This window comes from Janthinobacterium sp. C22, assembly GCF_057919405.1.
Window position 1 is genome coordinate 517,105 of the sequence record NZ_CP193659.1, and the last position, 26,939, is coordinate 544,043.

The 26,939-nt window shown below is 64.2% G+C and carries 24 protein-coding genes and 3 pseudogenes; 14 read left to right on the forward strand and 13 right to left on the reverse strand.

Translation table 11 applies throughout. The features are described from left to right. Positions 1 to 52 precede the first annotated feature (52 nt). The 6 genes and pseudogenes from hemA to ACRHIG_RS02340 all read left to right on the forward strand — a co-directional run bounded on the left by hemA (position 53) and on the right by ACRHIG_RS02340 (position 6,863). On the forward strand, positions 53 to 1,327 hold the full coding sequence (gene hemA / locus ACRHIG_RS02315) for a glutamyl-tRNA reductase (protein WP_070313089.1): 1,275 nt from the start codon (positions 53 to 55) through the stop codon (positions 1,325 to 1,327). 84 nt (positions 1,328 to 1,411) lie between these two features. Continuing rightward, entirely contained in the window at positions 1,412 to 2,488 is a 1,077-nt protein-coding gene (gene prfA, locus ACRHIG_RS02320; protein WP_475416953.1) for a peptide chain release factor 1, read from the forward strand. A gap of 185 nt (positions 2,489 to 2,673) precedes the next feature. Beyond that, positions 2,674 to 3,144 carry a disulfide bond formation protein B gene (locus ACRHIG_RS02325; RefSeq protein WP_489629261.1) on the forward strand — a complete coding sequence of 157 codons (471 nt, stop codon included), beginning with the start codon at positions 2,674 to 2,676 and terminating at the stop codon, positions 3,142 to 3,144. Positions 3,145 to 3,154: 10 nt separating this feature from the next. After that, positions 3,155 to 3,984, forward strand: a pseudogene (prmC, locus tag ACRHIG_RS02330) (peptide chain release factor N(5)-glutamine methyltransferase). Positions 3,985 to 4,199: 215 nt separating this feature from the next. Then, positions 4,200 to 5,801 carry a glutamate--cysteine ligase gene (gene gshA, locus ACRHIG_RS02335; protein ID WP_475416951.1) on the forward strand — a complete coding sequence of 534 codons (1,602 nt, stop codon included), beginning with the start codon at positions 4,200 to 4,202 and terminating at the stop codon, positions 5,799 to 5,801. Between the two features lie 19 nt (positions 5,802 to 5,820). Further along, positions 5,821 to 6,863: pseudogene (locus tag ACRHIG_RS02340) on the forward strand (histone deacetylase family protein). Positions 6,864 to 6,961: 98 nt separating this feature from the next. On the opposite strand, the gene ACRHIG_RS02345 reads toward ACRHIG_RS02340, so the two are convergent. From ACRHIG_RS02345 to ACRHIG_RS02355, 3 genes are all read right to left on the reverse strand, one after another. Continuing rightward, complete coding sequence (locus tag ACRHIG_RS02345) at positions 6,962 to 7,543, reverse strand: PEP-CTERM sorting domain-containing protein (protein WP_489629262.1); 582 nt, start codon at positions 7,541 to 7,543, stop codon at positions 6,962 to 6,964. Between the two features lie 180 nt (positions 7,544 to 7,723). Continuing rightward, positions 7,724 to 8,506 (reverse strand): LytR/AlgR family response regulator transcription factor, encoded by a 783-nt coding sequence (locus tag ACRHIG_RS02350; RefSeq protein ID WP_475415721.1) that lies wholly within the window; start codon positions 8,504 to 8,506, stop codon positions 7,724 to 7,726. Then, positions 8,493 to 9,758 carry a histidine kinase gene (locus tag ACRHIG_RS02355; protein ID WP_489629263.1) on the reverse strand — a complete coding sequence of 422 codons (1,266 nt, stop codon included), beginning with the start codon at positions 9,756 to 9,758 and terminating at the stop codon, positions 8,493 to 8,495. The genes ACRHIG_RS02350 and ACRHIG_RS02355 overlap by 14 nt, the downstream gene beginning before the upstream one ends. A 284-nt stretch (positions 9,759 to 10,042) precedes the next feature. On the opposite strand from ACRHIG_RS02355, the gene ACRHIG_RS02360 reads away from it, so the two are divergent. After that, positions 10,043 to 10,468: an organic hydroperoxide resistance protein gene (locus tag ACRHIG_RS02360; RefSeq protein ID WP_099377761.1), complete on the forward strand. Its 426-nt coding sequence runs from the start codon at positions 10,043 to 10,045 to the stop codon at positions 10,466 to 10,468. Positions 10,469 to 10,526: 58 nt separating this feature from the next. On the opposite strand, the gene ACRHIG_RS02365 is transcribed toward ACRHIG_RS02360, so the two are convergent. Continuing rightward, positions 10,527 to 11,360 carry a type 1 glutamine amidotransferase domain-containing protein gene (locus ACRHIG_RS02365; RefSeq protein WP_475415723.1) on the reverse strand — a complete coding sequence of 278 codons (834 nt, stop codon included), beginning with the start codon at positions 11,358 to 11,360 and terminating at the stop codon, positions 10,527 to 10,529. 107 nt (positions 11,361 to 11,467) lie between these two features. On the opposite strand from ACRHIG_RS02365, the gene ACRHIG_RS02370 reads away from it, so the two are divergent. Genes ACRHIG_RS02370 through ACRHIG_RS02380 form a run of 3 tightly spaced genes read left to right on the forward strand, consistent with a single transcriptional unit; the run spans position 11,468 to position 13,552 of the window. Next, positions 11,468 to 12,376: a LysR family transcriptional regulator gene (locus ACRHIG_RS02370; protein WP_489629264.1), complete on the forward strand. Its 909-nt coding sequence runs from the start codon at positions 11,468 to 11,470 to the stop codon at positions 12,374 to 12,376. Between the two features lie 40 nt (positions 12,377 to 12,416). Then, complete coding sequence (locus tag ACRHIG_RS02375) at positions 12,417 to 12,884, forward strand: GNAT family N-acetyltransferase (protein WP_475415725.1); 468 nt, start codon at positions 12,417 to 12,419, stop codon at positions 12,882 to 12,884. Continuing rightward, positions 12,881 to 13,552, forward strand: a complete 672-nt coding sequence (locus ACRHIG_RS02380; protein ID WP_489629265.1) for a Dph6-related ATP pyrophosphatase — start codon at positions 12,881 to 12,883, stop codon at positions 13,550 to 13,552. The genes ACRHIG_RS02375 and ACRHIG_RS02380 overlap by 4 nt, the downstream gene beginning before the upstream one ends. A gap of 64 nt (positions 13,553 to 13,616) precedes the next feature. On the opposite strand, the gene ACRHIG_RS02385 is transcribed toward ACRHIG_RS02380, so the two are convergent. Both ACRHIG_RS02385 and ACRHIG_RS02390 read right to left on the reverse strand, forming a co-directional pair. Continuing rightward, positions 13,617 to 14,078, reverse strand: coding sequence for an FKBP-type peptidyl-prolyl cis-trans isomerase (locus tag ACRHIG_RS02385; RefSeq protein ID WP_489629266.1), 462 nt, complete (start codon positions 14,076 to 14,078; stop codon positions 13,617 to 13,619). Positions 14,079 to 14,233: 155 nt separating this feature from the next. Further along, complete coding sequence (locus tag ACRHIG_RS02390; RefSeq protein WP_475415728.1) at positions 14,234 to 16,111, reverse strand: potassium transporter Kup; 1,878 nt, start codon at positions 16,109 to 16,111, stop codon at positions 14,234 to 14,236. Positions 16,112 to 16,348: 237 nt separating this feature from the next. Here ACRHIG_RS02390 and rarD point away from each other — a divergent pair, with 237 nt between their 5' ends. Together rarD and ettA are read left to right on the forward strand one after the other, a co-directional pair. Next, positions 16,349 to 17,233: an EamA family transporter RarD gene (gene rarD / locus ACRHIG_RS02395; RefSeq protein ID WP_489629267.1), complete on the forward strand. Its 885-nt coding sequence runs from the start codon at positions 16,349 to 16,351 to the stop codon at positions 17,231 to 17,233. 87 nt (positions 17,234 to 17,320) lie between these two features. Then, positions 17,321 to 18,988 carry an energy-dependent translational throttle protein EttA gene (gene ettA, locus ACRHIG_RS02400; RefSeq protein WP_034752850.1) on the forward strand — a complete coding sequence of 556 codons (1,668 nt, stop codon included), beginning with the start codon at positions 17,321 to 17,323 and terminating at the stop codon, positions 18,986 to 18,988. Positions 18,989 to 19,058: 70 nt separating this feature from the next. Here the strand turns inward: ettA and ACRHIG_RS02405 are convergent, their stop codons facing one another. Next, positions 19,059 to 19,637 (reverse strand): porin family protein, encoded by a 579-nt coding sequence (locus ACRHIG_RS02405; protein ID WP_489629268.1) that lies wholly within the window; start codon positions 19,635 to 19,637, stop codon positions 19,059 to 19,061. A 228-nt stretch (positions 19,638 to 19,865) separates the two neighbouring features. Here ACRHIG_RS02405 and ACRHIG_RS02410 point away from each other — a divergent pair, with 228 nt between their 5' ends. Then, positions 19,866 to 20,447 carry a putative pterin-binding protein gene (locus ACRHIG_RS02410; protein ID WP_475415730.1) on the forward strand — a complete coding sequence of 194 codons (582 nt, stop codon included), beginning with the start codon at positions 19,866 to 19,868 and terminating at the stop codon, positions 20,445 to 20,447. Between the two features lie 143 nt (positions 20,448 to 20,590). Here ACRHIG_RS02410 and ACRHIG_RS02415 read toward each other — a convergent pair whose 3' ends face one another. After that, the gene (locus tag ACRHIG_RS02415) at positions 20,591 to 20,953 is read right to left on the reverse strand and encodes a hypothetical protein (RefSeq protein ID WP_489629269.1); all 363 of its coding nucleotides are present in this window, start codon (positions 20,951 to 20,953) and stop codon (positions 20,591 to 20,593) included. A 266-nt stretch (positions 20,954 to 21,219) separates the two neighbouring features. Here ACRHIG_RS02415 and ACRHIG_RS02420 point away from each other — a divergent pair, with 266 nt between their 5' ends. Next, positions 21,220 to 22,674, forward strand: coding sequence for a sensor domain-containing diguanylate cyclase (locus tag ACRHIG_RS02420; RefSeq protein WP_475415732.1), 1,455 nt, complete (start codon positions 21,220 to 21,222; stop codon positions 22,672 to 22,674). Here ACRHIG_RS02420 and ACRHIG_RS02425 read toward each other — a convergent pair. The 5 genes and pseudogenes from ACRHIG_RS02425 to ACRHIG_RS02445 form a co-directional block, all read right to left on the reverse strand. Continuing rightward, complete coding sequence (locus ACRHIG_RS02425) at positions 22,671 to 23,498, reverse strand: Rossmann-like and DUF2520 domain-containing protein (protein ID WP_475415733.1); 828 nt, start codon at positions 23,496 to 23,498, stop codon at positions 22,671 to 22,673. The two genes, ACRHIG_RS02420 and ACRHIG_RS02425, sit on opposite strands and share 4 nt — an antisense overlap. A gap of 9 nt (positions 23,499 to 23,507) precedes the next feature. Next, positions 23,508 to 24,094: pseudogene (locus ACRHIG_RS02430) on the reverse strand (DUF924 family protein). A gap of 5 nt (positions 24,095 to 24,099) precedes the next feature. Continuing rightward, positions 24,100 to 24,840 (reverse strand): MgtC/SapB family protein, encoded by a 741-nt coding sequence (locus ACRHIG_RS02435; protein WP_092713279.1) that lies wholly within the window; start codon positions 24,838 to 24,840, stop codon positions 24,100 to 24,102. Then, positions 24,841 to 25,095 (reverse strand): hypothetical protein, encoded by a 255-nt coding sequence (locus ACRHIG_RS02440; RefSeq protein WP_046681889.1) that lies wholly within the window; start codon positions 25,093 to 25,095, stop codon positions 24,841 to 24,843. Beyond that, positions 25,095 to 26,918 (reverse strand): aminopeptidase P family protein, encoded by a 1,824-nt coding sequence (locus ACRHIG_RS02445; RefSeq protein WP_489629270.1) that lies wholly within the window; start codon positions 26,916 to 26,918, stop codon positions 25,095 to 25,097. The genes ACRHIG_RS02440 and ACRHIG_RS02445 overlap by 1 nt, the downstream gene beginning before the upstream one ends. Between the last annotated feature and the right edge of the window lie 21 nt (positions 26,919 to 26,939).

Consider the following 26,939-nt stretch of genomic DNA (forward strand, 5'->3'; position numbering starts at 1 on the left):
GCGCGGGCACAAAGCGTTATAATGTCGCCATAAGTCATCCAACAGCCCTGAAATGCAACTGCTCGCCGTCGGTCTCAACCATACCACCGCCCCAGTGTCGCTCCGCGAACAGCTGGCGTTTGCGCCTGAGCACTTGGGCCAGGCGGTGATGGCGGCGCGCACCTGGTTCCAGCGCATCGACTTGCGCGACAACGACGAGGCGGCCATCCTGTCGACCTGCAATCGCACCGAGCTGTATGCGGCCAGCCATGTGCCCAATCCGCTCGACGCGGGCGCGCATTTCCTGGCAGACTACCACCAGCTCAACTACAGCGAGCTGCGCCCCCACTTGTATATGCTGCCGCAGCACGATGCCGTGCGCCACACCTTCCGCGTCGCCTCCGGGCTCGACTCGATGGTACTGGGCGAAACGCAGATCCTGGGGCAGATCAAGGACGCCATCCGCACGGCCGACGAGGCGGGCGGCCTGGGCACGTATCTGCACCAGTTGTTCCAGCGCAGCTTTTCGGTGGCCAAGGAAGTGCGCAGCAGCACGGAAATCGGCGCCCACAGCGTATCCATGGCGGCCGCCGCCGTGCGCCTGTCGCAGCGCATCTTCGACAAGATCGCCGAACAGAACGTGCTGTTCATCGGCGCCGGCGAAATGATCGAATTGTGCGCCACGCACTTTGCCGCGCAAAACCCGAAAAGCATCACCATTGCCAACCGCACCATGGAACGGGGCGAGGAACTGGCGCACCGTTTCAACGGCAAGGCGATCCGCCTGGCGGATTTGCCCGAGCAGTTGCACCAGTTCGACATCGTCATCTCGTGCACGGCATCGTCCTTGCCGCTGCTGGGCCTGGGCCTGGTCGAGCGCGCCATCAAGGCGCGCCGCCACAAGCCCATGTTCATGGTCGACCTGGCCGTGCCGCGCGACATCGAAGCGGAAGTGGGCCGTTTGAACGACGTCTTCCTGTACACGGTCGACGACCTGGGCAAGGTCGTGCAGACGGGCCTGGAAAGCCGGCAGGCGGCCGTGGCGCAAGCCGAAGCCATCATCGAGACGCGCGTGCAATCGTTCATGAGCTGGGTCGACGACCGCGCCATGGTGCCCGTCATCCAGCATCTGCATGAAAACAGCGAAACCTTGCGCCTGCTGGAAGTGGAACGGGCGCGCAAGATGCTGGCCAAGGGTGCCGATATCGACGCCGTGCTCGAAGCGCTGTCGAAAGGCTTGACGGCCAAGTTCCTGCACGGTCCGCAGCAGGCGCTGCACCATGCGCAGGGCGACGAGCGCAAACAGCTGGTCACCCTGCTGCCGAAACTGTTCCGCCCCCGCCGTTAGCGCAGCCCCGCTGGCCGCCCAAGGCCGCCCCCTGCCCGCCTGCCGGGCTTGCATCATCCCTATACTCTTTTACCGCGAATCGCTATGAAACCATCCATGCTGGCCAAACTCGATCAACTGGCGAACCGCCTGGTCGAACTCGACGAACTGCTGATGCACCCGGACGCCACGTCGAACATGGACAGCTACCGCAAGATGACGCGCGAACATGCCGAGCTGGGCCCGCTGGTGGCCCTGTACCGTTCCTACCAGGAAGCGGGCAACGACATCGCCACGGCGCAAGAGATGCTGGGCGATCCGGACATGAAGGAATTCGCCCAGGAAGAGATCGAGGCAGCCAAGGCCACCATGGCGCGGCTCGAGCGCGAATTGCAGACCATGCTGCTGCCGAAGGACGTCAACGATGAGCGCAATATCTTCCTCGAAATTCGCGCCGGCACCGGCGGCGACGAGTCGGCCCTGTTCGCCGGCGACCTGCTGCGCATGTACACGCGCTTTGCCGAGCGCAACCGCTGGCAGGTGGAGCTGGTGTCCTCGTCCGATTCCGACCTGGGCGGCTACCGCGAGGTGATCGTGCGCGTGGTCGGCAATGGCGCGTATTCGAAGCTGAAATTCGAGTCGGGCGGCCACCGCGTGCAGCGCGTGCCGGCCACGGAAACGCAGGGCCGTATCCACACGTCCGCCTGCACGGTGGCCGTGATGCCGGAAGCGGACGAAGTGGAAGACGTCAACATCAACCCGGCCGACCTGCGCATCGACACCTACCGCGCCTCGGGCGCGGGCGGACAGCACATCAACAAGACCGATTCGGCCGTGCGCATCACCCACTTGCCCACCGGCATCGTCGTCGAATGCCAGGATGACCGCAGCCAGCACAAGAACAAGGCGCAGGCGATGAAAGTGCTGGCCGCGCGCATCAAGGACGTGCAATTGCGCGAGCAGCAGTCGAAGGAAGCGGCCACGCGCAAGAGCCTGATCGGCTCGGGCGACCGCAGCGAGCGCATCCGCACCTATAATTTCCCGCAGGGCCGCCTGACGGACCACCGCATCAACCTGACGTTATATAAACTGGACTTCATCATGGATGGGGATTTGACGGAGCTGACGAATGCGCTGGCGGCAGAGCATCAGGCGGAGCTGCTTGCCGCGCTGGGCGATTAAAAAGCGTCCATGGCGGCGTTGCATCGCCTGGCCGTACATTCGTACTGCCTGCGGCGCTGCGCCTTGCCCTGAACACTTTTTAAAGCGCCCAGCCAGATCAAGGGTTTAAGTAGCGGCTAAGCAATAAAAATCCGGCCTTGTGCGAGAATGCCTAGCTCGATTCCATCCACCTCACCGTGTCGCCCATGAAAAATTCACGCACCGTCCTCCTGTCGATCGCCGCCCTGTGTTTCCTGATGCTGGGCGTGGCCATGTATTTGCAGCATGCCATGAACATGGCACCCTGCCCGCTGTGCGTGATCCAGCGCTACCTGTTCCTCGCCATCGGCATCGCCTGCCTGGCGGGCGCCGCCGCCAACCGTCCGAAAATCGGCGCCGGCATCGGCGTATTGGCTGCCCTGGGTGGCTTGGGCGTGGGCGCCAAGCATCTGTACGTGCTGGCCAATCCCGGCTTCTCGTGCGGCATCGACCCGGTGGAAACGGCGCTGAACAAGATTTTCACGGCCGAGCTCATGCCCTTCATGTTTGAATCGTATGGCGCCTGCGAAAACGCCGGCGAGCCGTTTTTCGGCCTGTCGATCCCGCAATGGGCATTCGCCTGGTTCGCCATTTTTACCGTAGGCCTGCTGTGGACACTGCTGCGCCGCAAAAAATAATAGACTATTCATGCCAGAAACACTGATCCCCGCCGGCAGCACTGTCGGCGCCCTGCAAATCCGTCCGCTGCTCGACCCGCTCGACAACCGCATCCTGCTCGGCCACGCGCTGGGCCTGTCGCGCGTCAGCTTGATCACGCAATCGGAGCGTGTGCTCACTGCCGCTGAAGCCCTGCGTTTGTCAGCCTTGCTGGCGCGCCGCCTGCAAGGCGAGCCGATCGCCTATATCGTCGGCCAGCGCGAATTTTTCGGCTTGCCGTTCGAGGTGAACGAGGCCGTGCTGATCCCCCGCCCCGACACGGAAGTGCTGGTGGAACTGGCGCTGGAGCGCCTGCCGCCCGGCGGACGGGTGCTCGACATGGGCACGGGCAGCGGCGCCATCGCCGTCGCCCTGGCGCATACGCGGCCCGACGCCGTCGTCACGGCCCTGGACGTGAGCAGCACGGCGCTGGCCGTGGCGCGCCGCAACGCCAGCGCCAACGGCGTCAACATCACCTTCATGGCCAGCGACTGGTTCGAAGCGCTGGGCACGGAAAAGTTCGACCTGATCGTCTCGAATCCCCCTACATCGCCAGCGGCGACCGCCACTTGGCCGAAGGCGACCTGCGCTTCGAACCGGCAGGCGCGCTGACCGACCATGCGGACGGCCTGTCGGCCCTGCGCACCATCGTTGCCGGCGCCGCCCGCCACCTGGCAACGGGCGCCTGGCTGCTGATGGAACATGGCTACGACCAGGCGGCATCCGTGCGCGAGCTGCTGGCCGCTGCCGGCTACAACAAGGTGCAAAGCTGGCGCGACCTGGCCGGCATCGAACGGGTCAGCGGCGCCCGTCTGGGCTGACGTTGCCACCTGCGCAAAGCTTGACCCGGCGGCGCGCCAGATCCCCCGCAGTTTGTTAAAATATCAAGCGAATTCCTGACCGAAGCGCCGTCCCCGTTCCCCGGGGCGGACGCTGGCGACGCGGCGTTTTTTGGGCCGGCGCCGACGCATTTGCCAAAATTCGGTTAATCTCAGCACAAATTATTTTATATGCTGCACAAGAAAGGAAGCTCAAATTGCCCAACCTGTTGACTCGCCGCCTGGCATTGCTGACCGAAGATGCCAACCGCGCGCTACTGGGCGGCTTGCGCGGCATCGAGCGTGAAACCCTGCGCGTCGACCATGCCGGCCATCTGGCTTCCACGCCCCACCCCGCCGCCCTGGGCTCGGCGCTGACGCACCCTGAAATCACCACCGACTACGCCGAAGCGCTGCTCGAATTCATCACCCCAGCGGAAGCCGACATCGCCGTCACGCTCGACAAGCTCGATACCGTGCACCGCCATGCCTACAGCCGCCTCGGCGACGAGTTGCTCTGGAGCCAGTCGATGCCCTGCCAGCTGCCGCCCGAGGAGGATATCGAGATCGCCAACTACGGCAGCTCGAACATGGGCATGCTCAAGCACGTCTACCGGCGCGGCCTGGCATTGCGCTACGGCAAGGCCATGCAATGCATCGCCGGCATCCATTACAACTATTCGCTGGACGAACAGCTGTGGCAAGTGCTGGCCAGCCATCCGGACACCCGCGCCAGCGCGGCGCACGCGGCCGCGACGCCGAAAGACGTGCAGTCGGAAAGCTACCTGGCGACGATCCGCAATTTCCGCCGCTACAGCTGGCTCTTGATGTACCTGTTCGGCGCTTCGCCGGCCCTGTCCGCCGGTTTCCTGCGCGGCCGCGCGCACAAGCTCGACACCTTGTCCGACGACACCCTGTTCCTGCCGTACGCGACCAGCCTGCGCATGAGTGACCTCGGCTACCAGAACGACGCCCAGTCCGGCCTGCGCCCGCACGAAAACAGTCTCGATGATTACGTCAACGCGCTCACGCACGCCGTCAACGACCCGTATCCGCCGTATGCGGCGCTGGGCACAAAGCAGGATGGCGAGTGGATTCAATTGTCCACCAACGTGCTGCAGATCGAAAATGAATACTATTCGACCATCCGCCCGAAACGCGTGATCCGCACGGGCGAGCGCCCCATCCAGGCCCTGTGCCTGCGCGGCGTGCAATACATCGAAGTGCGCTGCATGGATGTCGACCCGTTCGAACCGGTGGGCATCAGCCTGGAAACGGGCCGCTTCCTCGACGCCTTCCTGCTGTTCTGCGCGCTCGACGACAGCGCGCCGATTTCTGCCGAGCAAAGCGCCTGCTACACGCACAATTTCGCCCGCACCGTCAAGGAAGGCCGCAAGCCGGGCTTGACCCTGCGCCGCGATGGCGAGGAAATCCGCTTGCAGGCCTGGGGCGAGGAATTGCTGGCGCGTATCGCGCCTGTGGCGGCCCTGCTCGATGCGCGCCATGGCGGCACGCAGCATGCGGACAGCCTGGCGGCGCAAGCCCGTAAACTGGCCGACCCGGACGCGACGCCATCGGCAAAGGTATTGGCCGAGCTGCGCGCCAACGGCGGCTCGTTTGCCGCCTTCGGCCTGCGCCAGAGCGAACGCCACGCCGCCTGGTTCCGCGCGCATCCGCCCACACCCGAGCAAAGCGCGTACTTCGACCAGCTGGCGGAAAGCTCGCTGGCCGAGCAGCGCGCCATGGAAGCGGCACCAGCCGGCAGCTTCGACGATTTCGTCGCCGCCTACCGCGCCAGCACCCTGTGCTCGCACACCTGACCTTGCGCAAAACGCCCCGATGCTGACCTTCTACAATGAATTGCACGGCCAGCACCGGGGCCGCTTCGAGATGTTTCGCGGCGCCATGGTGCCCTGCTTCGAGACACCGGAGCGGGCCGACATGGTGGTGGCCGAGCTGGGGCGGCGCAACCTGGGCCGCATCGTCACGCCGCACGGCGTGCCGCTGACGTCGCTGGAACGCATCCACACGCCCCGCTACCTGCATTTCCTGCGCCACGCCTGGCACGACTGGCTGGCGCTAGCCCCGACAACGCCAGCAAGGACGCCTTGCCATCCGTGTGGCCCGTGCGCACCCTGCGCAGCGACATCGAACCGGACGACTTCACGGCCAAGCTGGGCCTGTATTCGATGGACAACGGCACGCCGCTGACGGCGGGCACCTGGACGGCGGCCAAGACGGGGGCCGACTGCGCCGTCAACGCGGCCCACGCGCTGCGCCTGGGCGAGCGAGCCACGTTCGCCCTGACGCGCCCGCCCGGCCATCACGCGGGCAGCGATTTCTTTGGCGGCTACTGTTTTCTGAACAACGCGGCCCTGGCCGCGCAGCACCTGCTCGACGACGGCGCCCGCAAGGTCGCCATCCTCGATATCGACTACCACCACGGCAACGGCACGCAAAGCATCTTTTACGGACGCGACGACGTGCTGTTCGCCTCCATCCACGCCGATCCGCGCAGCGAATACCCGTTTTACCTGGGTCACGCCGACGAGACGGGCAGCGGCGCGGGACTCGGCTACAACGTCAATCTGCCGCTGCCGGCCGGCACATCCACGGCCAGCTGGTTCGCCGCGCTGGAGACGGCCTGCCTGCGCATCAAGATGTATGCACCCGACGCCCTGGTGGTCTCGCTCGGCGTGGATACGTTCGCCGGCGACCCGCTGTCGCATTTCTCCCTGCAAAGCGGCGACTACCTGCGCGTGGGCGAGCGCCTGGCGCATCTGAACCTGCCCACCGCCTTCATCCTCGAAGGCGGCTATGCGGTGAAGGAAATCGGCATCAATGTGGTGAACGTGCTGGAAGGCTTCGAGACGGCAGACTAAGCGTCTGACGATGTGACTTTGTGTACAACAAGGCCGTGTGCGGCTGCTCACGGCCCAGGCTGCCGGATGCGTTTTCCGGCGCAGCGGACAAGGCGGGCTTATGCTGAAGTGTTACGGCGGCGTCCCCGCACAAGGTACATGAGCGCCAGGCCCGCGGGCAGCATCAACGCGACCGCTGGTTCAGGAACGGGCGCCGGAGAAATCGTGAAGGTCGTCTGGTCGGTCCAGTTATAACGCCGTTCCCAACTTGTGCCCCGCATAAAATCTCCTCCACCGCTGAGGAAGTGACTGCCGATAACGGCATTGCTATACCAGGACGTGGAACCTTCGTCATTGCCGCTGGTGCTGGCTTCGTAGTGAAGTTTACCCGTCAGTGTATAACTGAAATTCTTGACGTTACACCGGAGGTAAGAGGAAGTATTGCACCCATATTGGCCTGGCTGGACGGGAAAAAACAGGTAGTCCTGGGTAACGAAATAGCTCAGCTCATCCAACACAATCACGCCGTCCAGATTGCTGTCCTCCCCGACAAAACTGCCCCCGAACTCCTTGCGAGAATCGAATACGCCGGTAGCCGCATCGACAAAGCCTCGATAAGTAAAATCCCACGTCGTCGGCTGCGCATGGGCAGCGGATATTCCGGCGACAAGCAATGCGGCGCACAACAGGTTCTTTTTCATGGTTTCCTCATATTTTTGCAGAGCGTTAAAAAGCGCTTCAGGAAGACGTATCCATCACATCTGACGGCATGCCGCCATGTTAATTTTATCATAATTAAATATAAATATGATAATTATCAATGGCCAGGAAAGACATGAAAAAAACAGGCGCGAGATTGTGGAAATGGCGCGCAATCATGGCTACATATTGCGGAACAACGCCATGAAAGGCTGGCTCACGGCCAGGGTTTCCGGCCGCGATTTGAGGCGCAGGGTGCCGCGTCCCACCTCGTCGCGCGTGACGGAGGCCACCATCTTCATGTTGACGATGGTGGAACGGTGGACCTGTTTGAAGATGGCCGGATCGAGCACGTCGAGCAGTTCGCGGATCGGCTTGCGCAGCAGCGCCTCGCCCTCGGCCGTCATGACGGCCGTGTACTTGGTGTCGGACTGGAAATAGGCGATGTCTTCCACCATGATCAGCCGCGTATCCTTGCCGCTGCTGGCCGTCAGCCACACCAGCGGCGGCGACTTGGCGGCCGCCGGCAAGGCGCTGCTCAATTGCTGCAGCAAGCCGGCCAGCGCGCCGTCGCCCGCCCGGGTCTTGCCGGCCCGCGCCCGCACGCGCTGCAGGGTCGCCTGCAGGCGCTCGCGGACGACCGGTTTCAGCAGGTAATCGACGGCGCCCTTGTCGAAGGCGTCGATCGCGTACTGGTCGTAGGCCGTGACGAACACCACCTGCGTGGCGGGACTCGCTTCCAGCGCGCCGGCCGCCACTTCCAGCCCCGTCAGGCCCGGCATGCGGATATCGAGAAAGGCGACGTCGGGCTTGCGCGTGGCGATGGCCTCGAGCGCCGTGCCGCCGTCGTCGCAGGCGGCGACGATGCGCAGTGCCGGCCACTCTTCGGCCAGCAGGGCCACCAGCGCATCGCGCAGCAGGGTTTCATCTTCGGCGATGACGCAGGTCATTTCAGGCGGATGCATACGACACTCCTTGCGCCGTGCTGTCCGGCACCGTGATGGTGGCCGTCACGCCATCGGGGAAGTTGGCGACGATGGCAAACGCGGCGGCATTGCCGTAGGTCAGGCGCAGGCGCTCGCGCACATTGCGCAGGCCAATGCCCGTGCCGGCGCCGTCGTCGCTGAAACCCTGGCCGTCGTCGGCCACCGTGACGATCACCGTGCCATTGCCGCTGCGCGCCATGATCCAGATGGTGCCGCCGCCGCTTTTCGGCTCCAGCCCATGCTTGATGGCGTTTTCCACCAGGGTTTGCAGCATCATCGGCGGCAGCTCCACCTGGCGCAGGTATTGCGGCACCTCGATTTGCAGGTTCAGGCGCCCGCCCATGCGGATTTTCAGGATGTCGAGGTAGGCGCGCGCCCGCTCCAGCTCCGTGCCCAGGGTCGACATGGCTTGCTCCGTGCGCGGCAGCGAGTGGCGCAGATATAAAATCAGGTTGCCCAGCATTTCATCGGCGCGCACGGGGTCGCTGCGCGTGAGCAGCTGCGCGCTGGCCAGGGTGTTGTACAGGAAGTGCGGCTCGACCTGCGCATGCAGCAGGCTCAGTTTGGCCACCGTCAGTTCCTTTTCCGTCGCCGTCTGGCGCGTCTCGGCCTGCTCGCCGCGGCGGCGCTGCGCCACCCGGCGCGTGATGGCCCGCGTCACCGCTTCCGCATTTTCCAGGTTGCTGCCATGGTCGACGAGGAACCAGTCGGTCCACGCATTGCGCGCCGGCTCGCAGATCAGGGTCACGCTGCCCGCCTCGCCATTCGGCGTGACGGTGGCGAGGATCTGGTTCGGCCGCGGTTCGAGGAAACCCAGCAAGCGCATGCGCGGCAGGCCCGTGTGCGTGTACGGCGCCGCACGGCGCACGCGGGCCTGCACCTGCAGGCTGTCGCGCGCGCTTTCGACCACTTCGCTGCCGGGCAGTTCGCGGATGGCCGCGTCGATCATGTCGAACGCCTCGCCCGCCTCGAACGGGATCTCGATCTGGCGCCGCTGGCGGCTCGACAAGGTGCCGGCATTGACGGCGCCGGCGATCAGGCGCACGCGGCGCACGTGCGAAAACGCATTCGTGACGACGGTGCAGGCCAGCAAGGCGCCGACGATGACGAAGAAGCCTTCCGTATGCCCGAAGATATAACGCAGGAAGTTCTCGACCAGGAGAGCGGTGGCGATGACGTACGTGAGCATCGTGGCCAAGGTGAGACGAAGGATAAAGAAGAGGCTGGTCATGGTTTTTCCCTGGAACGTAGAAGTGGGCCAAGAATAGCAATCGGCACCAGCGGCGGTGGCCATTATGCGATGGAAGCCCGGTAGTAGCGACAAAGGCATCAAAATAAAGCATCAATCCGCGCCACCGCGAAATAAAATCGCTTGCAATTAAATAGTGCACGATATATATTGAGCACATGGACGCCGGATTTACTTCTTCAGACGGGCATCCTGGGGCCACGGCCCGCGAAACAAGTAGCACACTATTTAGTAGTCACCTATTTATCTACCTAAAGGAAACCATCATGTCGATCAAACAAGTCCTGTACCGCGCTCAAGCCACCGCCACCGGAGGCCGCGAAGGCCGTGCCGTCTCGTCCGACAATGTGCTCGACGTCAAGCTGACCACGCCAAAAGAACTGGGCGGCAATGGCGCCGTCGGCACCAATCCGGAACAGCTGTTTGCCGCCGGCTACTCGGCCTGCTTCATCGGCGCCATGAAATTCGTCGGCGGCCGCGACAAGATCGCCGTGCCGGCGGACCTGTCGATCGAAGGCAACGTCGGCATCGGTGCCATCGACACGGGCTTCGGCATCGAAGTGGAACTGAAGATCTCGCTGCCGGGCATGGAACGCGCCGCCGCGGAAGCGCTGGTCGCCGCCGCCCACATCGTGTGCCCATACTCGAACGCCACGCGCGGCAACATCGACGTCACCCTGACGATCGTGTAATAGACGCAACACCTTGCGCCTCCCCGGCCGCGCCTTGGCGCCGCCGGGGATTTTTGCTTTAGCGCAGCGCCTGCAGCAGCTTGTCCGCCAGCGCCGGTGCCGAGGCCGGATTCTGTCCCGTGATCAGTTCGCGGTCGACCACCACGTTGCTGGTCCACGGCGCCTGATTCTGCACATATTGCGCGCCGGCCGCCTGCAAGCCCGACTGCGGATAGAACTTCATCCATCCGCCCTTCAAGGCGCCCTGCGCCGCCAGCTCTTCCTCATTGCTGATCACCGTCATGCGGTAGCCCTTGTAGATCCAGTCCGCCGGCGTGGGCGGCGTCCGGCCCGTTTCCAGCGCGGCCGTAAACTGGGCCGCCTGCGGCAGGGCCGACAGCAGGGCGATGGGACCATGGCACAGCAGCGCCGTCGGCTTGCCGTCCGCGTGGAACTGGCGCAGCAGCGCGCCCAGGCTGGCATCCTTCAATAAGTCCTGCATGGGCGCATGGCCGCCCGGCACCAGCACGGCCGCGTAGTGGCCATAGCCGATCTGTTCCACCCGTTTCAGGCTGATCACGGGCGAGCGGCCCGGCACCGTCAGCGCCAGCTGGTCGAGCAAGGCCTTGTGCGCCGCGTGGGCGACCGCGTCGCCGCCAAAATAGGCGTCCGTATCGGAGCTGGCGTCCAGGGTCGGCGCCTGGCCCTGCGGCGTGGCGAACGTCACCGTGTGGCCCGCGTCGAGCAGCTTTTTCACGGGCTGCATCAGTTCATTCAGATAAAAGCCCGTCTGAAAAACCTTGCCGTCGCGCAAGTCGAGGTGATTCGCGTCCGACAGCACGACGAGCACTTCGGCCGCCTGGGCGCTGGAAAAGGCGGCGAGCAACAGGCTGCTGAGCAGTAATTTTTTCATGGTATGGCCTTTCTGTAGAGAGGACACCAGCATATTCCGAATCAAAATGCGAAAAAATGATGAATAATGCACAGCACTGATGCGGAATACGACCGAATGGAGCCGGGATGGATAAATTACAGGCGATGCAGCTGTTTCGCCGCGTGGCCGAGCTGGGCAGCTTTCGCCGGGCGGCCGATGAACTGGACTTGTCGGCCTCGTACGTGAGCCGGCGCATCGGCCAGCTGGAGCAGGAACTGGGCGGGCGCCTGATGACGCGCACCACGCGCCAGCTGGCCCTGACGGAAACGGGCGCCGCCTACCTCGAGCACTGCCGCAAGCTGCTCGACGAGCTGGCGCAGGCGGAGGACATGGTGGCCCATTCCACGGCGCACGTGACGGGCCGCTTGCGCATCAACGCGCCGCTGACATTGGGCGTGGGCGAGCTGGCCGAGGGCCTGGCCGATTTCATGGCCGACTGGCCCGCGCTGCGCCTCGATGTCGACCTGAAGGATGAATACGTGGACCTGGCGGCCGCCAACTACGACCTGGGCTTTCGCGTCACCACCGCCCTCACCGATTCGAGCTACGTGGCGCGCCACATCCACGACTATCGCCTGCACATCTGCTGCGCGCCCGCCTACCTGGAGCGCCACGGCCCCTTGGCCGAACCCACGGATCTGACGCGCCAGCGCTGCTTCATCTACAGCCACGCCCTGTTCGGCAGCCGCTGGCCGCTGCGCCATACGGGTCCCCACAGCGACATCGAAGTGCCGAACTGGGTGCGCACGAACAACACGCTGTTCATGCGCAGCCTGATCCTGCGCGGCCTGGGCATCGGCATCCTGCCCACCTTTGTCTGCCGCGAAGAGCTGGCCAGCGGCGCCCTGGTCGAGCTGTTCCCCGACGTCGAGCGCCCCAGCCTGGCGCTGTTCGCCATCTACCCGTCGCGCCAGCTGGTGGCGCCCCGCGTGACGCGCTGCATCGAGCACCTGAAGCAGTGGTATGCGCAGCGCTATCCCACGCCGGCGGCGTGAAGCCGGTAAAATCATGGCCACTCTCAATCAAGGATGACCCATGATCAGCTGGCAATGGAACACGTTCGACGAACTCGGCCCCCACGATTTGTACCAGGTGCTGGCCTTGCGCCAGCGCGTGTTCGTCATCGAACAACAATGCATTTATCCGGACCTGGACGGCCATGACCAGCAGGCGATGCATCTGCTGGGCTGGCAAACGGACGATGGCCAGCGCCGGCTGGCCGCCTACCTGCGCGTGCTGGCGCCGGGCGCCAAGTATGTGGAAATGTCGCTGGGCCGCGTGCTGACGGCGCCCGAGGCGCGCAGCACGGGCGCCGGCAGGCAGTTGTTGCTTGAGGGCATCGCGCGGGCGGAACGCCAGCACCCTGGCCACGCCATCCGCATCGGCGCCCAGCACTACCTGGAACGCTTCTACCAGTCGTTCGGCTTTGTCACCGTCAGCGCACCGTATGACGAAGACGGCATCCAGCACGTTGACATGCTGCGCGCGGAGCCAGCGGCATGACGACGGCCCTGATTTCCTGGAGCGGCGGCAAGGATTCCTGCCTGGCCCTGTGGCGCGCGCGCAATGCCGGCCTGGCCGTGCCGCTGTTGATCACGGCCATGGATGAAGATGGCCGCAAGTCGCGCTCGCACGGCGTGCCGCCCGAGTTGCTGGCGGCGCAGGCGGCCAGCCTGGGCGCGCGCCTGCAGCGCTATCACGCCAGCTGGGCCAGCTATGAAGAGAAATTCATCGCCATGCTGCGCGCGGCGAAGGAGGACGGCATAGCCCACGCCATCTTTGGCGACATCGATCTGCAGCCGCACCGCGACTGGGAAGAAAAGGTCTGCGCCAGCGCCGGCCTGACGGCGCACCTGCCCCTGTGGGGCGAAGGGCGGCGCGCGCTGGTCGACGAATTTCTCGCCGCCGGCTTCAAGGCCATCGTCGTGTGCATCAATGGCCAGCATCTGCCGCGTGAATTTTGCGGGCGCGAGTTCGACGCCGCCTTTTTGGCCGACCTGCCGCCCGGCGTCGATGCCTGCGGCGAAAACGGCGAATTCCACACCTTCGTCTACGACGGCCCCGCCTTCAGCGCGCCCGTGGCACTGCGCCGCACGCAAGTGCTGCAATATGATGCGCCGGCCAGTCTGGGCGGCGCCACGTATTACTTCCAGGAGCTGGCGCCCGCTTAAACCGGCCAGCAAAGCAAAAAGGGCGATTCCGTGGAATCGCCCTTTTCATGTGCCTTGCGCGTGCTTACTTTTTCGTCACGGCCACCAGCTTGACCTCGAACAGCAAACCCGCGTAGCCAGGAATCTTCGGCGCGCTGCCCGCCTTGCCATAGCCAAGGTCATACGGAATGGCCAGGGTGCGCGTGCCGCCCTCCTTCATGCCGACCAGGCCGCGGTCCCAGCCCAGGATGACCTGGCCGATGCCCAGGGTGAACTTGAAACCGCTGCCGGCCAGGCTCGCATCGAACTGCACGCCCTTGTTGCCCGGCTTGCTTGCGTCATACAGCCAGCCCGTGTACGTCACCAGCAGGGTATCGCCCGCTGCCGCCGCCGTGCCGGTGCCCACCACCGTATCGGTAATGGTCAGTTCCTTCACTTGCGTATTCGGGTCCAGCACGACCGGCTTCTCCGTGTTGGCAGCGGCACCGCAGGCGGTCAGGGCCACGGCGCAAGCGAGGGTGGCGATCAATTGAAATACCGATTTCATGGTTTCCCTTTAAATATTGGAGTGTGGCTGAGGCCCGTACGGTGCGGACCGGTACGGGCTGCAGTTTAACAGGACTCACGCAGCCCATTTGTAAGCAGACGTAAGCATGGCGCGAGTTGTGTGCCGATACAACGTTGACACAATAGCCACACCATCTAGATTTCCACCTGCGTGCCCAGTTCGATCACCCGGTTGCTCGGGATCTGATAGTAGTCGGCCGCCGTGCGCGCATTGCGCGACATGGTGACGAACAGGTGCTCGCGCCACGGCATCATGCCGGCGCCCGGGGTCGAAATGATGGTCTGGCGCGCGATGAAGAACGACGTTTCCATCATCTCGAAATCGAGTCCCTGCTCGGCGCATTGCGCCAGCGCCGCCGGAATGTCCGGCTCATCCTTGAAGCCGTAATGCACGTTGACCTGGTAGCACTGGTGGCCCAGGTCCACCACGCGCACGCGCTCGGACGGCGCCACCCACGGCTCTTCATGCATGAAGACGGTGAGGAAAATGACGCGCTCATGCAACACCTTGTTATGCAGCAAGTTATGCAGCAGCGCATGCGGCACGCCATCCGTTTCGCCGCGCAGGAAGATGGCCGTGCCCGGCACGCGCAGCGGCGGCGCGATGAACAGCGACGAGAGGAAATCGGCGAGCGGAATCGCATGCTTTTCCAGGTTCTGGAACACCAGCTGGCGGCCCCGTTTCCAGGTCAGCATGACGATGAACAAAATCGAGCCCAGCAGCAGCGGGAACCAGCCGCCGTGGAACAGTTTCAATGCGGTCGCCGACACCAGGTTGACGTCGATGATCAGGAAAAAGCCCGTGGCGGCCCAGCACAGGGCCAGGTTCATCTTCCAGCGGTAGCGGATGACGAAGAAGGTCAGGATGGTGGTCGACAGCATGGTGGCCGTGACGGCGATACCGTAGGCGGCGGCCAGGTTTTCCGAAGAGCCGAAGCCGACGACGGCCAGCAGCACCACGGCCAGCTGCAGCCAGTTCACGGCGGGGATGTAGATCTGCCCGATTTCGCTTTCCGACGTGTGGCGCACGCGCATGCGCGGCAAGAAACCCAGCGCGATGGCTTGCTTGGTCATCGAGAAGGTGCCGGAAATGGTTGCCTGCGAAGCGATCACGGTGGCCATGGTCGACAAAATCACCAGCGGGTACACGCTCCACGCGCCCAGCTGCTGGTAAAACGGATTCGAGACGGCTTCCGGATGGGCCAGCAGCAGGCCGCCCTGGCCCAGGTAGTTCAGCGCCAGCGCGGGAAAGGCGATCAGGAACCAGGCCAGGCGGATCGGCTTCTTGCCGAAGTGGCCCATGTCGGCGTACAGCGCCTCGGCACCCGTCAGCGCCAGCACCACGGCGCCCAGGGCGACGAAGGCGACGAAGCCGTTATTCATCAGGAAGGTCGCCGCGTGCAGGGGATTGAGCGCGGCCAGGACGGCGGGCGACTTGATGATGTTGACCACGCCCATGCCGGCCAGCGCGGCAAACCACAGCACCATGACGGGGGCGAAATAGCGGCCGATGCCGGCCGTGCCGTGCGACTGCACCGAATACAGGCCCACCAGCACGGCGATCGTCAGCGGCACCACGTAGGGACTGAAGGCGGGCGTGGCCACTTCCAGGCCTTCGATCGCCGACAGCACGGAAATGGCCGGCGTGATCACGCTGTCGCCATAGAACAGGGTGGCGCCGAAGACGCCGATCACCATCAGCGGGAAATGCCAGCGCGACAGGCGGCTGACGGACGACAGCACCAGCGCCATCAGGGCCATGATGCCGCCCTCGCCGCGGTTGTCGGCGCGCAGCACCAGGGTCACGTACTTGAGCGAGACGATCAGGGTCAGGCCCCAGAAAATCAGCGAGACGATGCCCAGCAGGTTCTCGTGCGAGAGCGCCAGGCCGTGGGCCGGGTCGAAGACCGTCTTCAGGGTGTACAGCGGACTGGTGCCGATATCGCCGTAAACGATGCCGACGGCGGCCAGCGTCAAGCCGGCCAGGCCGCTTTTTTTATGTTCCGACGTCAAGATTGCACCCGTTTTTGTTTTGTTGCATCGCACAATATGATAGGTATTAGCAAATAGCAAGAGTATTTTTGCATGGTTCCGGGCTGCCCCAATGTCGTGGTTTTGTGCCGCTCCGCCTTGCTGCGCGGGCTTGCGGCCATTGATTTGTTGCCATTCTACGCCTCGCCAGCGGCGCCGGGCAGCCCCCGATGTTTTCGGACATAATGACAGACTGTCTACTCTCCAGCGAAGCCCATCATGAATCCAGGCATGCTCTACGCCTCCCTCGCCTTCCTGTGCTGGGGCCTGTTCCCCCTGTATTTCCATGCCATCGGCGAGATCGCGCCGCAGGAAATCCTGGCGCACCGCATGGTCTGGTCGCTGTTGTTCCTGGGCATCGTGCTGACCGTGCGCCGCCAATGGAGCTGGCTGGCTGCCCTGAAAGGCCAGCCGCAGGTGGTGGCCAGCTTCGTCGCCAGCGCGTTCTTGCTGTCCGCCAACTGGTTCATCTATATCTGGGCCGTCAACAACGGCCACGTGGTCGACGCCAGCCTCGGCTACTTCATTACGCCCCTGATCAATGTCATGCTGGGCTTTTTGCTGCTGCACGAGCGCCTGCGCCGCCTGCAGTGGCTGGCCATCGGCCTGGCCGCCTGCGGCGTGGCCTGGCTCACTTGGCAGGCGGGGCAGGTGCCGTGGATCGCCCTGCTGCTGGCGGCTACCTTCGGCGGCTATGGCTTGCTGCGCAAGACTGCCGCGCTGGGCGCGCTGGAAGGCTTGTCGTTCGAAACCTTGATCCTGTTTCCCCTGGCGCTGGCCTATATGCTGTGGCTGGCCTGGCATGGCCAGAGCGGCTTCGTCAATACGGACTCCACCGCCACGCGCGCGCTGCTGCTGGCGTCCGGCCCCATCACGGCCATTCCCCTGCTGCTGTTCGCGGCCGGCGCGCGCCGCCTGCCGCTGGCCGTGCTGGGGCTGTTGCAATACATCGCCCCCACGGGCCAGCTCCTGATCGGCGTATGGGTCTTCCACGAATCGTTCACGCCCGAGCGCATGCTGGGCTTCCTCGTCATCTGGACGGCGCTGGGCCTGTATGCGGCCGAAGGCCTGTGGAGCAGCCGCCGCGCGCGCCTGGCCGCCTGATCGGTCCGTTCCGGCAGCGCACAGCGCTGGCCGGAAGCGGGCGTTTACCGTATCCTGTCCGTCTTTGTATATCACCCGAGATTTCTAATGGCAAATTACGTCTACACCATGAATCGCGTGGGCAAAATCGTCCCGCCCAAGCGCCAGATTCTGAAAGATATTTCCCTCTCCTTCTTCCCAGGCGCGAAGATCGGCGTGCTGGGCCTGAACGGCTCCGGCAAATCGACCCTGCTGAAAATCATGGCAGGCATCGACACCGACATCCAGGGCGAAGCCGTGCCGATGCCGGGCCTGAACATCGGCTACCTGCCGCAGGAACCGCAGCTGGACCCGGCAAAAACCGTGCGCCAGGAAGTCGAATCGGGCCTGGGCGAAGTGTTTGAAGCGCAAGCCAAGCTGGAAGCCGTGTACGCCGCATATGCCGAGGAAGACGCCGATTTCGACGCCCTGGCCACGGAACAGGCGCGCCTGGAAGCGATCATCTCGACCTCCGACGGCGGCAATCTGAATCTGCAGCTGGAAATGGCCGCCGACGCGCTGCGCCTGCCGCCATGGGACGCCACCATCGGCGTGCTGTCCGGCGGTGAAAAGCGCCGCGTGGCGCTGTGCAAGCTGCTGCTGTCCAAGCCCGACATGCTGCTGCTCGACGAACCGACCAACCATCTGGATGCGGAATCGGTGGACTGGCTGGAACAATTCCTGCTGCGCTTCCCCGGCACCGTGGTGGCCATCACCCATGACCGCTACTTCCTCGACAACGCGGCCGAGTGGATCCTGGAGCTGGACCGCGGTCACGGCATTCCATGGAAGGGTAACTACTCGACCTGGCTGGACCAGAAGCAAGCCCGCCTGAAACAGGAAGAAGCGACGGAATCGGCGCGCCAGAAGGCGCTGCAGAAGGAATTGGAATGGTCGCGCCAGAACCCGAAAGCGCGCCAGGCCAAGTCGAAAGCCCGCCTGGCCCGCTTCAACGAGCTGTCCGAGCACGAATACCAGAAGCGCAACGAAACGCAGGAAATCTTCATTCCCGTGGCAGAGCGCCTGGGCAATGAAGTCATCGAGTTCAAGAACGTGTCGAAAGCGTTCGGCGACCGCCTGCTGATCGACAACCTGAGCTTTACCGTGCCGCCAGGCGCCATCGTCGGCATCATCGGCCCCAACGGCGCCGGTAAATCGACCCTGTTCAAGATGATCACCGGCAAGGAAACGCCGGACAGCGGCGAAGTGGCCATCGGCCAGACGGCGCGCGTGTCCATCGTCGACCAGAACCGCGATAGTCTCGCCGACAACAAATCCGTGTTCGAAGACGTCTCCGGCGGCGCCGACATGCTGACGGTCGGCCGCTTCGAAATGCCGTCGCGCGCCTACCTGGGCCGCTTCAACTTCAAGGGCTCGGACCAGCAGAAGCAAGTGGGCAACCTGTCCGGCGGTGAGCGTGGCCGTCTGCACCTGGCGAAAACCTTGCTGATGGGCGGCAACGTCCTGCTGCTCGATGAACCGTCGAACGATCTGGACGTGGAAACCCTGCGCGCGCTGGAAGACGCCCTGCTGGAATTTGCCGGCAGCGTCATGGTCATCTCGCATGATCGCTGGTTCCTCGACCGTATCGCCACGCACATCCTGGCGTTCGAAGGCAATTCGCAGGTCACCTTCTTTGACGGCAACTATCAGGAATATGAAGCCGACAAGAAGAAACGCCTGGGCGAAGAAGGCGCGAAACCGAAGCGTATCCGCTACAAGCCTTTGACCACGTAATTTCGGTCCGGCAATGCAAAAAGGCAGTTACCTCGCGGTAACTGCCTTTTTTCAGCAAACTTCCAGTAAATTAGAAGTTGTAGCGTGCACCTAAAGCGAGCCCGGTTGCCTTGCGGCCCTGGTCGGCGCTCTTGCCGAAGTGTTCCACTTCCGCCGTCAGCGAGACTTTCTCGTTGATCGCGTACTGGGCGCCGACGGAAGCGTACACGCCCGTCTTGTCGTTGCCGCTGATGCCGGTCGACAGGCCCGTGCCGCTCAAGCTGTTCTTGACCTTGGCCACGCCCAGCTTGCCGAACACGCCGACTTTGTCGCTCACGGGCATGGTGGCCTTGCCGGCCAGGTAGTAGCCATGCGAATCGCTTTTCACGGAACCGTTGCCGGCACCCGTGACATAGCTGTAATCCTTGCTGCCGAAATCGGCGTAGCCGCCCTCGACCGCCCAGGTTTTATCGAAATCGTAACCGGCGAAGATCTTGGCGCCGGCCTTGTAGCCGCTGTGATTGTCGGCGCTGGTGGCGCCAGGAATATCGAAGTTGTAGCGGTTACCCGTGACGCCGGCGCCCACATAGGCGCCTTCGGCGTGCGCGGCGCTCATGCCGGTGAATGCGGTAACGGAAGCGATCATTGCAAACAGGATTTTCTTCTTCATCATGTTCTCTCTCTCAATTAGTGAATGGTGCCTGGATTCGCAGTTCAGCGAAGTGCGATGAGTACACAATAACAGCCGAAAAAAGCTACGTCTTTCTCCATTCCGTAAGAACTGTGACAAGATGTAAGCGGACATTGCAAACTGACAATAACCGTAAAATGCGCACCGTTGAGCGAACTTAAGATAGACTTAAGGACATTAACGATTTTCAGTCAAGAGGAGAAGTGCATGCATAAACGCCAGTTTCTCGCCGCCGCCATGGCCGGTGCGGCCCTGCCCGCCATCGCCCGGGCGGCGCCCGCCGGCCTGCGCGGTCCTGCCCTGCTGACCGTCACGGGAAGCATCGACAAGCCGAACCGGGGACCGTTCGACGCCGTGCGCGACCAGATGATGCACAAGCAAAAAATCAGTTTTGAGCGGGCGCGGGCATTCGACTTTGCGGCGCTGGCGAACTTGCCTGCGCGCACTATCCACCCCACCCTGGAATACGACGGCAAGGCGCACGCCCTGCGCGGGCCTCTGCTGGCCGATGTCTTGAAGGCGGCGGGCGCGCCCGAGGAAGATGCCGTGCGGCTGCTGCTGCGCGCCGTGGATGGCTATGCGGCGGCGCTGACCATGGCGCAGGCGCGCGCACAGCGTTTTATCGTCGCCACCCACCTCGATGGGCAGCCGATGGCGCTGGGCGGCCTGGGCCCGCTATGGGCGATCCATGACGCCGACCGCATCGCGGCCGTGGCGGCACTGCCCCTGGCCGAACGGTTCGCCAGCTGCCCGTGGGCGCTGTATCACATCGGCGTGGAGGCGGGTTGAGCTGACTTGCAACGCCAGACAAAACCGTAGCGAGCGGAAGGGAGAGGTGGCTGAGAAGCGGAGCTGTGCTAATGCACGGGGCCGCCGAGGCAGTGAGCATCGCAGGCCGCCTATACCGACGCGCAGCAGGTTTTGACAGGCGTTTAGGCGTAGGCTTCCGCCATCGACATGACCCGTGGCGAGATAGCAATGCCATGCTCCTCGAACAGGGCCGTGATGGCCGCCAGGTTGTGCGTGCACTCTTCGGTTTTCCAGCCCTTGAAGATATCCGTGCCATCCTTCTGGAAATGCAGGTCCAGCACTTTGCCTGAATCCTTGTGCAGGTAGGGAGAACTATAGGTGTTCTCGAAGCCGAGCGCCTTCAATTGCCCCAGCAAGGCCAGCGGCGGATGGTCGGGATCGGTGGCGAGAAAAATGCCGAAGGTCTTGCCGGGCGGCTTGGCCGCGATGTCGACCTCGTAGATGCCGGGGGCCTTGCTGACGGACGTACTCTTTAAAAATAACATGCAACACTCCCTGCGCGGAATGTCCCGCGCCTGAAACGGGCGGCAAGACAGGGGCGGTGCGCAATGATTCCCCTCGTCAAATCTTATTGCTAATTTGCATCTTTGTCGACAAATCGGCACTTTTATTTAGTAAGTCGTGGTTATCTTGTCGCGTTCGCCGGCGTAAATTATCAAGAAAACCAGTTATCATTGCGCCAATATCCGCCCTGTTGCATACTTTTAGCTTGCCTCACGATGGCCTTCCCGCCTGCCACTACCTCGTCTCCATGCGTCTTCTGTCGATCAAGTACCGCCTGCTCATCCTCCTGACCCTGATCCTGGGGGCGGGCTTCATGGCGACCAGCCTGGCCAGCTACCTGGCTTCGCGCCAGGCCATCGAGCACGGCATCGCCGACCAGACCTTGCCGCTGACGGGCGACAACATTTACTCGGAAATCCAGAAGGACATGCTGCGCCCCGTCTTCATCTCTTCGCTGATGGCGCACGACACCTTCGTGCGCGACTGGATACTCGCCGGCGAAAACAAGCCGGAACAGATCGTGCGCTACCTGGCCGAGGTCAAGAAGAAATACGGCGCCATCACCAGCTTTCTCGTGTCGGACAAGAGCAGCAAATATTATTATGCGGAAGGCACCTTGAAATCCGTCAGCCCGCAAGCGACGCGCGACATCTGGTATTACCGCGTGCGCGCCATGGACAAGACCGACTATGAAACGAATGTCGACGTGGACATGGCCAACCGCGACAGCATGACCATCTTCATCAACCACCGCGTCTACGATTACAACGGCCAGTTCATCGGCGCCACCGGCATCGGCCTGACCCTGGCCACCATGAGCCACATCATCGACCGCTACCAGGCGCGCTTCCACCGCAACATCTATTTTGTCGATGCCGCCGGCACCCTGGTGCTGGCTGGCAAGACCATGCGCAACGGGCATGGCAACATCCGCAGCTTGCCCGGCGTGAACGCCATTGCCGGGCAAATCATCAATCACCGCAGCGAACCGACGCATCTGTCGTACCAGCTGGGCCGCGCGCAAATCCTCGTCAACTCGCGCTTCATTCCCGAACTGGGCTGGTATCTGGTGGTCGAGCAGAACGTCAGCGACGAAGTCCAGTCGCTGCAGCGCGTGTTCATCTTCAATCTGGCCATCAGCTTCGGCGTCACCCTGCTGGTGCTCGTGCTGACCCTGCTGACGGTGAACCGCTACCAGCGCCGCATCGAGCGCATCGCCTCGACGGATGCGCTGACCGGGCTATTGAACCGCCAGTCGCTGGAATTGCTGTTCCAGCGCGCGATGTTATTGTCCAAACGCAACGAGCAGCCGATGTCGGCCATCCTCTTCGACATCGATTTCTTCAAGCGCGTCAACGATACCCACGGCCACCTGTGGGGCGACAAGGTCATCCGTGGCGTGGCGGACGTGGCGCGCGCCACCGTGCGCGAAAGCGATGTCATCACGCGCTGGGGCGGCGAGGAATACCTGGTGCTGCTGAATGACTGCAGCCTGGCCAAAGCGGCGGAAGTGGCGGAAAGCCTGCGCGCGGCCATCGAACGCCACGATTTCGGCCTGCCCGAACCGCGCGTCCCCGTGACGATCAGCCTGGGCGTGACCGAGTACCGGCCAGAGGAAAGCGAATCGGCCTTCTTTTCGCGCGCCGACAGCGCCTTGTACCAGGCCAAGGAGCAGGGCCGCAACCGCCTGCACGCCGCCTAAAGCACGGACTTGCGCCGGGCCAGATCCTGCGTGGGCGCCACCAGCGCCCGGTACAACTCGCCCGTGGCGGCATCCCAGCTTTGCACGGCCAGCTGCTGGCGTTGCACGGTGGCCGAATCGCCGCGCGCGATGGGACCGGACAGCGCGGGCGCGGCGCCCAGGCGGAACACGTTCGCCACCGCTTCCGTCACCAGCGGCTGCGCCAGTTCGCGCGCCACCGGTTCCGGAATGCCGGCCGCCTGGTAGGCGCGCAAGGCCGCGTCGAGCACCGTCACCAGGTAATTGCTGGCGAAGACGGCAGCGGCGTGATACAGGGTCTTGGCGGCCGGATCGATGGGCACGGGGCGCGCGCCGATGGCGATCAAGGCCGGCGTGAGGAAAACCAGCGCCAGCGGGTCGCCTTCGACGCCGCAAAACGTGCCGTCGAAGGTGGCGGCCACCTGCCGCGGGTCGGCAAAGCTGCGGATCGGGTGGGCGCTGGCGACAAAGGCGCCGGCCTGCGTGGCCGCCAGCAGCACGTTCGAGGCCAGCGCGCCGCTGCAGTGAAACACGATGGCGCCCGCCTGGCGTCCCTCCGCCACCAGCGCCGCGCAGGCCGGGCCGATCTGGTCGTCCGACACGGCCAGCAGGGTGACGTCGGCGCGCCGCAAGGCCGCATAGCTGTCGACGGGGGTGCCGGCGCCGATGAAGTCCACGGCCGCCTGCGCCGACGCCATCGAGCGCGTCAGCACATCCTGCAGCGCGATCCCGTCCACGCCGGCGAACAGCCGGCCCAGCACCTTGCCCACGTGGCCGGCGCCGATGATATTCAATGTCACGTTCATGATGATTGTCTAAAAGCTCGATCCCGGCTGGCGCAGGAATTCCACTTCTTCGGGCGTGGAGGGGCGGCCGAGGATGGCATTGCGGTGCGGGAAGCGGCCGAAGCGGGCGATCACTTCCTGGTGGCGCCCGGCGTAGTCGAGCATGCTCTCAAACCGGGCTGCGCCTGCGACAGGCGCTGGAACAGCTCGACGGCGCGCGCCTGCATGGCCAGGTCTTCCGCATGTTCGAACGGTAAATACACGAAGGCGCGCAGCATCGGCGGCAGCTGCTGGTCGAGTCCCTGCTGCGTCATGGCGACGGCCAGCGCCAGCGCCAGGGCGTCGCCGGCAAAGGCGCGCGGCGTGCCGCGGTACACATTGCGCGTAAACTGATCGAGCACGATGAGGCGCGCCAGCGCGCCATGCGGCGTGGCATCCCATTCACCCAAGCCGCCGGCTATGGCGGCATCGATCAGCGCGCCGAAACGCGCGCGTATCTGCGCATCGAAACCGTCGTCCTTGCGAAACCATTCCATGCGCGCCTGGCCGTGGCCGGGGAGATCCGGCGGCAGGAACCAGAAATCGAGTACTTTTTGAGCCCGGGCGTCCATGTCCATCCTTTTCAGTTGCGTGCATGCGACAGCTGGAAGCCGGCGATGCCTTCGAAGGCGGCCAGTTCGGCCGACATGGCCGACAGGCTGGCGCCCGTGTTCTTGCCATGCGCGATGGCGACAAAGCGCCATTCCTGCATGCCGTCGTTGCTGCCGATGGTCAGCGAGCCGCCCGCGATGTCGTAGCCGCGCTTGGCGGCCATGCGCCGCAGCGCGTCCTCGCGTGGAATGAAGCCTTGCTTGAAACGCATGGTGATGGCCACCGCGTGGCGCGACGGCAGCCAGTTCTCCAATTTTGACAGGAAAATCATCGCCATCGCGCACAGGAAGGCCAGGCCCATGGCCGACAGATAAAAGCCGATGCCGACCATGATGCCGATCACGGACGAGGCCCAGATCGAGGCGGCCGTCGTCAGGCCGCTGATATTGAAGCCCTCGCGCATGATGACGCCGGCGCCGAGAAAGCCCACGCCCGTGACGATGCCCTGGATGACGCGCGTGGGATCGCTGCCGACGATGGCGCCATGGCCGCCGTACCAGAACTCGGGATAGCCGCCCAGCACCGTCAGCGCGGCCGAGGCCATGCAAACGAGGCTGTAGGTGCGCATGCCGGCCGCGCGCCCGTGATACGAACGTTCATAACCCACCAGCAAGCCCAGCAGCAGCGCGCCCAGCAGATTCAGCAGGATCACGCCGTTCGTCGCCAGCTCGGCCGGCGACCAGTAGGCGCGCAGGAAGTCGATGGTCGGCATTTAATCCTGGGGCTTTTTGGTCAGCTGCTTTTCAAACGCCACGTCGAGCTTGCTGACGCGGCGCGCCTTTTGCGGCCCCAGGCCATTCACGAAGGCGACAAAGGCGTCCAGTTCCAACGGCGGGCACAGGGGCGGCAAGCCGGGGCCTTCCGTGAGGAAGAACAGTTCATCGCCCGTGCGCGCCATCGTGTAGAGGCGGTTGCCGGTGCGTTCCTTGAGCCGCTCGATGGCGGACGTGGCGCGGGTCGAGCGCATCAGATGGCTCCCGTGCGCTGTTCCAGCCACGCCAGCGCAGGCGCATCGGCCGGCGCCGCCAGGTGCGGCGCCAGGCGCGCGCGCACGGTGGCGTGGTAGTCGTTGAGCCAGGCCGCCTCGTCGTCGCGCAACAGCGAGCGTTCCACGCAGCGCGTGTCGATCGGGCACAGGGTCAATGTCTCGAAGCGCAGGAATTCCCCGAACTGCGTCGTATCGGCCGGCACGTTGAGCACCAGGTTCTCGATGCGGATGCCCCACTGGCCGGGACGGTAGATGCCCGGCTCGATGGAGGTGATCATGCCCGGTTCCATCGCCGTCTGCGGCTCCGGCATGGCGGACTGCGAAATCGATTGCGGCCCTTCGTGGACGTTGAGGAAAAAGCCCACGCCATGGCCCGTGCCGTGGCCAAAGTCGATGCCTTCGGCCCACAGGGGCGCGCGGGCAATCGAATCGAGCATGGGCGACTTCACGCCGCGCGGGAACTGCGCGCGCGACAGGGCGATCATGCTGCGCAAGACGAGGGTGAAATCGCGCCGGTGTTCTGCCGTGATGGTGCCGACGGGGACCACGCGCGTGATATCCGTGGTACCGCCCCAGTACTGGCCGCCCGAGTCGATCAGCAGCAAGCCATCGCCTTCGATGGTGGCGGCCGAATCCGCATGCGCGTGGTAATGCATGATGGCGCCATGCGCATTGAAGCCGGCGATGGTGCCGAAACTGGGGCTGACAAAACCGGCGCGGCGGGCACGCGCGGCCGTCAGGTGCGCGTCGACGCCGATTTCCGTCAACGGCGCGCGCTGCGGGTCGGCCAGGGTGCTGTCCAGCCAGCTGAAGAATTCGCACAGGGCGGCGCCGTCCTGCTCCATGGCGGCGCGCACGTGCGCCGCTTCGCTGTCCGTCTTGCGCGACTTGGCCAGGGTGGTGGGGTTGATCGATTCGACCACGCGCACGCCGTCGGCCACGGCCTGGCGCGTGCCGAACGTGATGCGGCGCGGATCGAGCAGCAGGGTGGCGCCGGCCGGAAGGGCGGCCAGCGCGGCGGCCGCGCGGTCATACGCGGCCACGTCCACGCCTTCGCTCTCCAGGATGGCGCGCAGGGCGGCGGGCAGCTTGCCGTCGGCGACGAACAGGGTGGCGCGCTCAGGGCCCACCAGCGCATGGGCGAGGAAGACGGGGTTGTAGTTCACGTCGGCGCCGCGCAGGTTGAACAAATACGCGATATCGTCGAGGGTGGAAATGACGTGGTGGCTGGCGCCGTGCGCCGCCATGCCGGCGCGCAGGGCCGCCAGTTTCTCACTGCGCGACAGGGCCGGATACGCTGCCGCATGCTCGTACACCGGCGCGGCAGGCATGGCCGGGCGATCCGGCCAGACGGCTTGCAGCACGTCGGTACCCGTGCGCAGGGTCACTTGCTCGCCCAGCGCCTGCTGCAGCAGGCGCGCATTGGCCAGGCCCAGCACGGCGCCATCGACGGCCACCGTCTGCCCCGGCTGCATGGTCTCGCCCAGCCAGTCGATATACAGCACGCTGGCGCCGGACGGGATTTTCTTCAGGACGATGCCGCTGCCGGCCAGTTCGTCTTCCGCCTGCTCCCAGTAGCGGCCATCGGTCCACACGCCGGCGAAATCCTGCGTCACGACCAGGGTACCGACCGACCCCGTGAAGCCCGACAGCCACTCGCGGCCCTGCCAGCGGGCCGGCAGGTATTCGGACAAATGCGGGTCGGCGGATGGCACGATCAGGGCATCGATGTGCTGCGCGCGCATGGCGTCGCGCAGCTGCGATAAACGGGAAGCGGGAGTGGATTGGTCTGGTGTCTGCATGGGAGCGAAAATGGAGCGGTA